Genomic DNA, 4,047 nt, shown 5'->3' on the forward strand with positions numbered 1-4,047 from the left:
TCACCTTGGTGATGGCCGGCAGACCCGCGAGTGTCGCCGGGATCTTGATCAACAGGTTCGGCCGGTCGACGATCTTCCACAGTTCCACCGCCTGGGCGATGGTCTGGTCGGTGTCGTTTGCCAGACGGGGATCGACCTCGATCGACACCCGGCCGTCGACACCCTTGGAGGCCTCGTACTGCGGGGCCAGCACGTCGCACGCATTGCGGACGTCGTCTGTGGTGACCGTCCGGATGGTGGCGTCGACGTCGGCGCCGCGGGCCGCGAGTTCGTTGACCTGGGCATCGTAGGCGTCGCCCTTGGACAGAGCCGCCTGGAAGATCGACGGGTTCGTGGTCACTCCGACAACGGATTTCGTGGCGATGACCTCGGCCAGGTTGCCCGATTCGATGCGGGTCCTGGAGAGATCGTCGAGCCAGACCGAGACGCCGGCCTCGGCCAGTGCAGCAAGATTTGCGTTCTGTTCGCTCATGTCGTGCTCCATTTCAGATGGGAGGTTGGAGATCAGGCGGGAGTGGACTGCTTCGCAATGGCGCGCTCGGCGGCGGCGGTGACTGCTTCGGCGGTGACGCCGAACTTCTCGTAAAGGATCTTGTAATCGGCCGATGCACCGTAGTGCTCGATCGAGACGATCTCGCCGCCGTCGCCGACCAGCCGGTACCACGGCATCGCGATGCCGGCTTCGACCACAACGCGAGCCTTCAGGCTCGGCGGCAGCACGGAGTCGCGGTACTCGGCATCCTGCTCGTCGAACCACTCGACGCACGGCATCGAGACAACGCGCGCGGCAATGCCCTTGTCCTTCAGTGCCTTCGCCGCATCGACGGCGAGGTAGACCTCGGATCCGGTTCCGATCAGGACCACCTGCGGGGTGGTATCGGGTTCGGACAGGACGTAGCCACCGTTGGCCACACCCTCGGCGGACGTGCCCTCGAGGATCGGCAGGTTCTGGCGGGTCAGTGCCAGGCCGGCCGGGTTGTGGCGCCGCCGCAGCACCTCGGCCCAGGCGTACGCGGTTTCGTTGGCATCACCCGGTCGGACGACGTCGAGGTTCGGGATGGCACGCAGGGCCGCGAGGTGCTCGATCGGCTGGTGGGTCGGGCCGTCTTCACCGAGGCCGATCGAATCGTGGGTCCAGACGTAGATCGGATCGGTCTGCATCAGGGCGGCCAGGCGCACTGCGGGGCGCATGTAATCGGCGAACTGCAGGAACGTACCGCCGTAGGCGCGGGTGGGACCGTGCAGAGCGATGCCGGAGAGGATCGCCCCCATCGCGTGCTCGCGGATACCGAAGTGCAGCGTTCTGCCGTAGGGGTTCGCGCTCCAGCTCTTGGTGCTGATGCCTTCTGGGCCGAACGATGCCGCGCCATCCATCGTGGTGTTGTTGCTGCCGGCGAGATCGGCTGAGCCGCCCCATAATTCGGGCAGGACCGGCGCGAGTGCGGACAGGACCTTGCCGGAGGCGGAGCGCGTTGCGACATCCTTGTCTCCCACCGACCACGTCGGCAGGGCCTCGGTCCAGCCCTCGGGCAGTTCGTGGGCGGTCACCCGGTCGAGCAGCTTCTTGCGGTCGGGGTAGGCCGCGGCCCACTCGTCGAAAGACTTGCTCCAGGCGGTGTGCAGCTCGGCCCCACGGTCGAGGAGCTTGCGGGTGTGCGAGATGACCTCGTCGGAGACCTCGAAGGTCTTCTCTTGATCGAATCCGAGCGCGGCCTTGGTGGCAGCGACCTCGTCGGCTCCGAGAGCCGAACCGTGGATGCCGCCGGTGTTCATCTTGTTCGGGGCCGGGTAACCGATGATCGTACGGAGCACGATGATCGACGGCTTGTCGATCACGGCCTTCGCGTTCTCGATCGCCTCTTCGATCGCGGTGACGTTCTCGCCGCCCTCGACGTGCTGCACATGCCAGCCGTACGCCTCGTAGCGGGCGGCGACATCCTCGGACAGCGCGATGTCGGTGTCGTCCTCGATCGAGATGTGGTTCTTGTCATAGAAGACGATGAGGTTGCCGAGCTGCTGCGTCCCGGCCAGCGAGCTCGCCTCGGAGGTGACCCCCTCCTCGATGTCGCCGTCGGAGGCGACCACATAGATGTGGTGATCGAAGGCGCTGGCCCCGACGGGTGCGTCAGGGTCGAACAGGCCACGCTCGTAGCGGGCGGCCATCGCCATGCCCACTGCGGAGGCCAGGCCCTGGCCGAGCGGTCCGGTGGTCATCTCCACACCGCGCGTGTGGTGGTACTCAGGGTGCCCGGGTGTCTTGGAGTCCCAGGTGCGCAGCGCCTCGATGTCGGCGAGTTCGAGTCCGAATCCGCCCAGGTAGAGCTGGATGTACAGGGTCAGGCTGGAATGGCCACACGAGAGGATGAAGCGATCGCGCCCGATCCAGTCGGTGTCGTTGGGATCGTGCTTCATCACCCGCTGGAACAGGGTGTACGCCAGGGGAGCCAGGCTCATGGCGGTTCCGGGGTGCCCGCTGCCGCACTTCTGGACCGCGTCGGCGGCCAGAACTCGAACCGTGTCAACTGCTTTGGTGTCCACTGCCGTCCAGTCGGCGGGGTGTGAAGCCTGAGTTAGAGTGCGAATCTCATCTGTTGCTGACACGTTTTCCTGAACTCCTCAAATTCGACTTCGTGATTCTTCGGGCTCGACATTGCTACTGGCCTGGGCTACGCACAGCCCACACCAAGCTTAGTCGCCCGATGTCGACGCCGTGAGCCACGGCATACGAATGGGCTGCGAATGTCCCGTGGTAGATGACGCCGCAGGCAACCCGCCGATCGGACCTCGATTGCTGTTTGCGGCCGACCTCCGTCTACCATTCTCTGTAGTAGATGGGCTCGAGTCAGGAGATCTAGTGCGGATTGGGGAACGTGTGAGCGGACACGGTTTCGCCTCTTCCCCAGCGTCAGGTGGTGGTGATGCTCCTCCCGTGGAGCGCGCCACCAGCGTTCGTGGGCGGATTGGGGCCTTGGTCCTGGCGTACCTCGCGTTGACGAAGCCTCGGGTCATCGAGCTACTGCTCGTGGCGACGATTCCGGTGATGCTCCTCGCTGACCGCGGACATGTCGACCCGGCGTTGATGGCCTGGACGTTGCTCGGTGGATGGCTCGGCGCAGCCAGCGCAAACACACTGAACATGGTTGTCGACGCGGACATCGACCAGAAGATGAAGCGCACCCAGCGGCGGCCGTTGGCCCGTCACGCGGTGTCGACGCGCAACGCCCTGATCTTCGGTTTGATCCTGGGCGCGGCGTCCTTCGGGGTGCTGTTCGCGACGACCAACCTGCTCAGCGCGCTCCTGGTGATGGCGACCATCGCGTTCTATGTCTTCGTCTACACGATGATCTTGAAGCGACGGACCTGGCAGAACGTCGTCTGGGGCGGCGCCGCCGGATGCATGCCGACACTTGTCGGCTGGGCCGCCGTCACCGGAACCCTCAGCTGGGAACCGCTGGTGCTGTTCGCGGTGATCTTCTTCTGGACTCCGCCACACACGTGGGCACTGGCGATGCGTTACAAGGAGGACTACCGCGCCGCGGGCGTCCCGATGTTGCCGGTCATCGCCACCGAGGTGCAGGTCACCCGGCAGATGCTCTACTACACCTGGGCGACCGTCCTGAGCACCCTGGTCCTGTGTCTGGCGACCAGCTGGATCTACGCCGTGGTCTCGCTGATCGCGGGTGGCTGGTTCATCTACGTGGTTCACAAGCTCTATCGCGGGACCCAGCGCGGCGAAGAAGTGGTGCCTCTCAAGGTGTTTCTCCAGTCCAACGAGTATCTGGCCATCGTTTTCTGCGGTCTGGCAGTCGATTCCGTCATCGGACTGCCGACGCTGTCCAGCCTGTTCTGACCACCCGTCGACCGAATGGTCGACGCTGTGATGGCAGATGCGGCACAACAGGTTAACGTCTTCTGGGCAGCCATTGGGATGATGGCCCGCCGCTAAGGACATCAGGGGGAATAGTGTCAAATCCGTACGGTCCGGGACCGGGTCCCGAGGACGCTGGGTGGCAGCCATATTCGGAGCCGACAGTGGCGGGGGCACCG

General features: G+C 64.8%; 3 protein-coding genes. 1 reads left to right on the forward strand and 2 read right to left on the reverse strand.

The features are described 5' to 3' along the window. Both VIQ49_RS16595 and tkt read right to left on the reverse strand, forming a co-directional pair. Positions 1 to 472, reverse strand: a 472-nt coding sequence (locus VIQ49_RS16595; RefSeq protein ID WP_331886556.1) for a transaldolase family protein, incomplete at its 3' end; no start/stop codon positions are given. A gap of 32 nt (positions 473 to 504) precedes the next feature. Beyond that, positions 505 to 2,601 carry a transketolase gene (gene tkt, locus VIQ49_RS16600; RefSeq protein ID WP_331886558.1) on the reverse strand — a complete coding sequence of 699 codons (2,097 nt, stop codon included), beginning with the start codon at positions 2,599 to 2,601 and terminating at the stop codon, positions 505 to 507. A 271-nt stretch (positions 2,602 to 2,872) separates the two neighbouring features. Here tkt and VIQ49_RS16605 point away from each other — a divergent pair, with 271 nt between their 5' ends. After that, the gene (locus VIQ49_RS16605) at positions 2,873 to 3,850 is read left to right on the forward strand and encodes a heme o synthase (RefSeq protein ID WP_414731650.1); all 978 of its coding nucleotides are present in this window, start codon (positions 2,873 to 2,875) and stop codon (positions 3,848 to 3,850) included. The last annotated feature ends 197 nt before the right edge of the window (positions 3,851 to 4,047 follow it).

The sequence above is a fragment of the Williamsia sp. genome (genome assembly GCF_036566845.1).
GTDB lineage: Bacteria > Actinomycetota > Actinomycetes > Mycobacteriales > Mycobacteriaceae > Williamsia.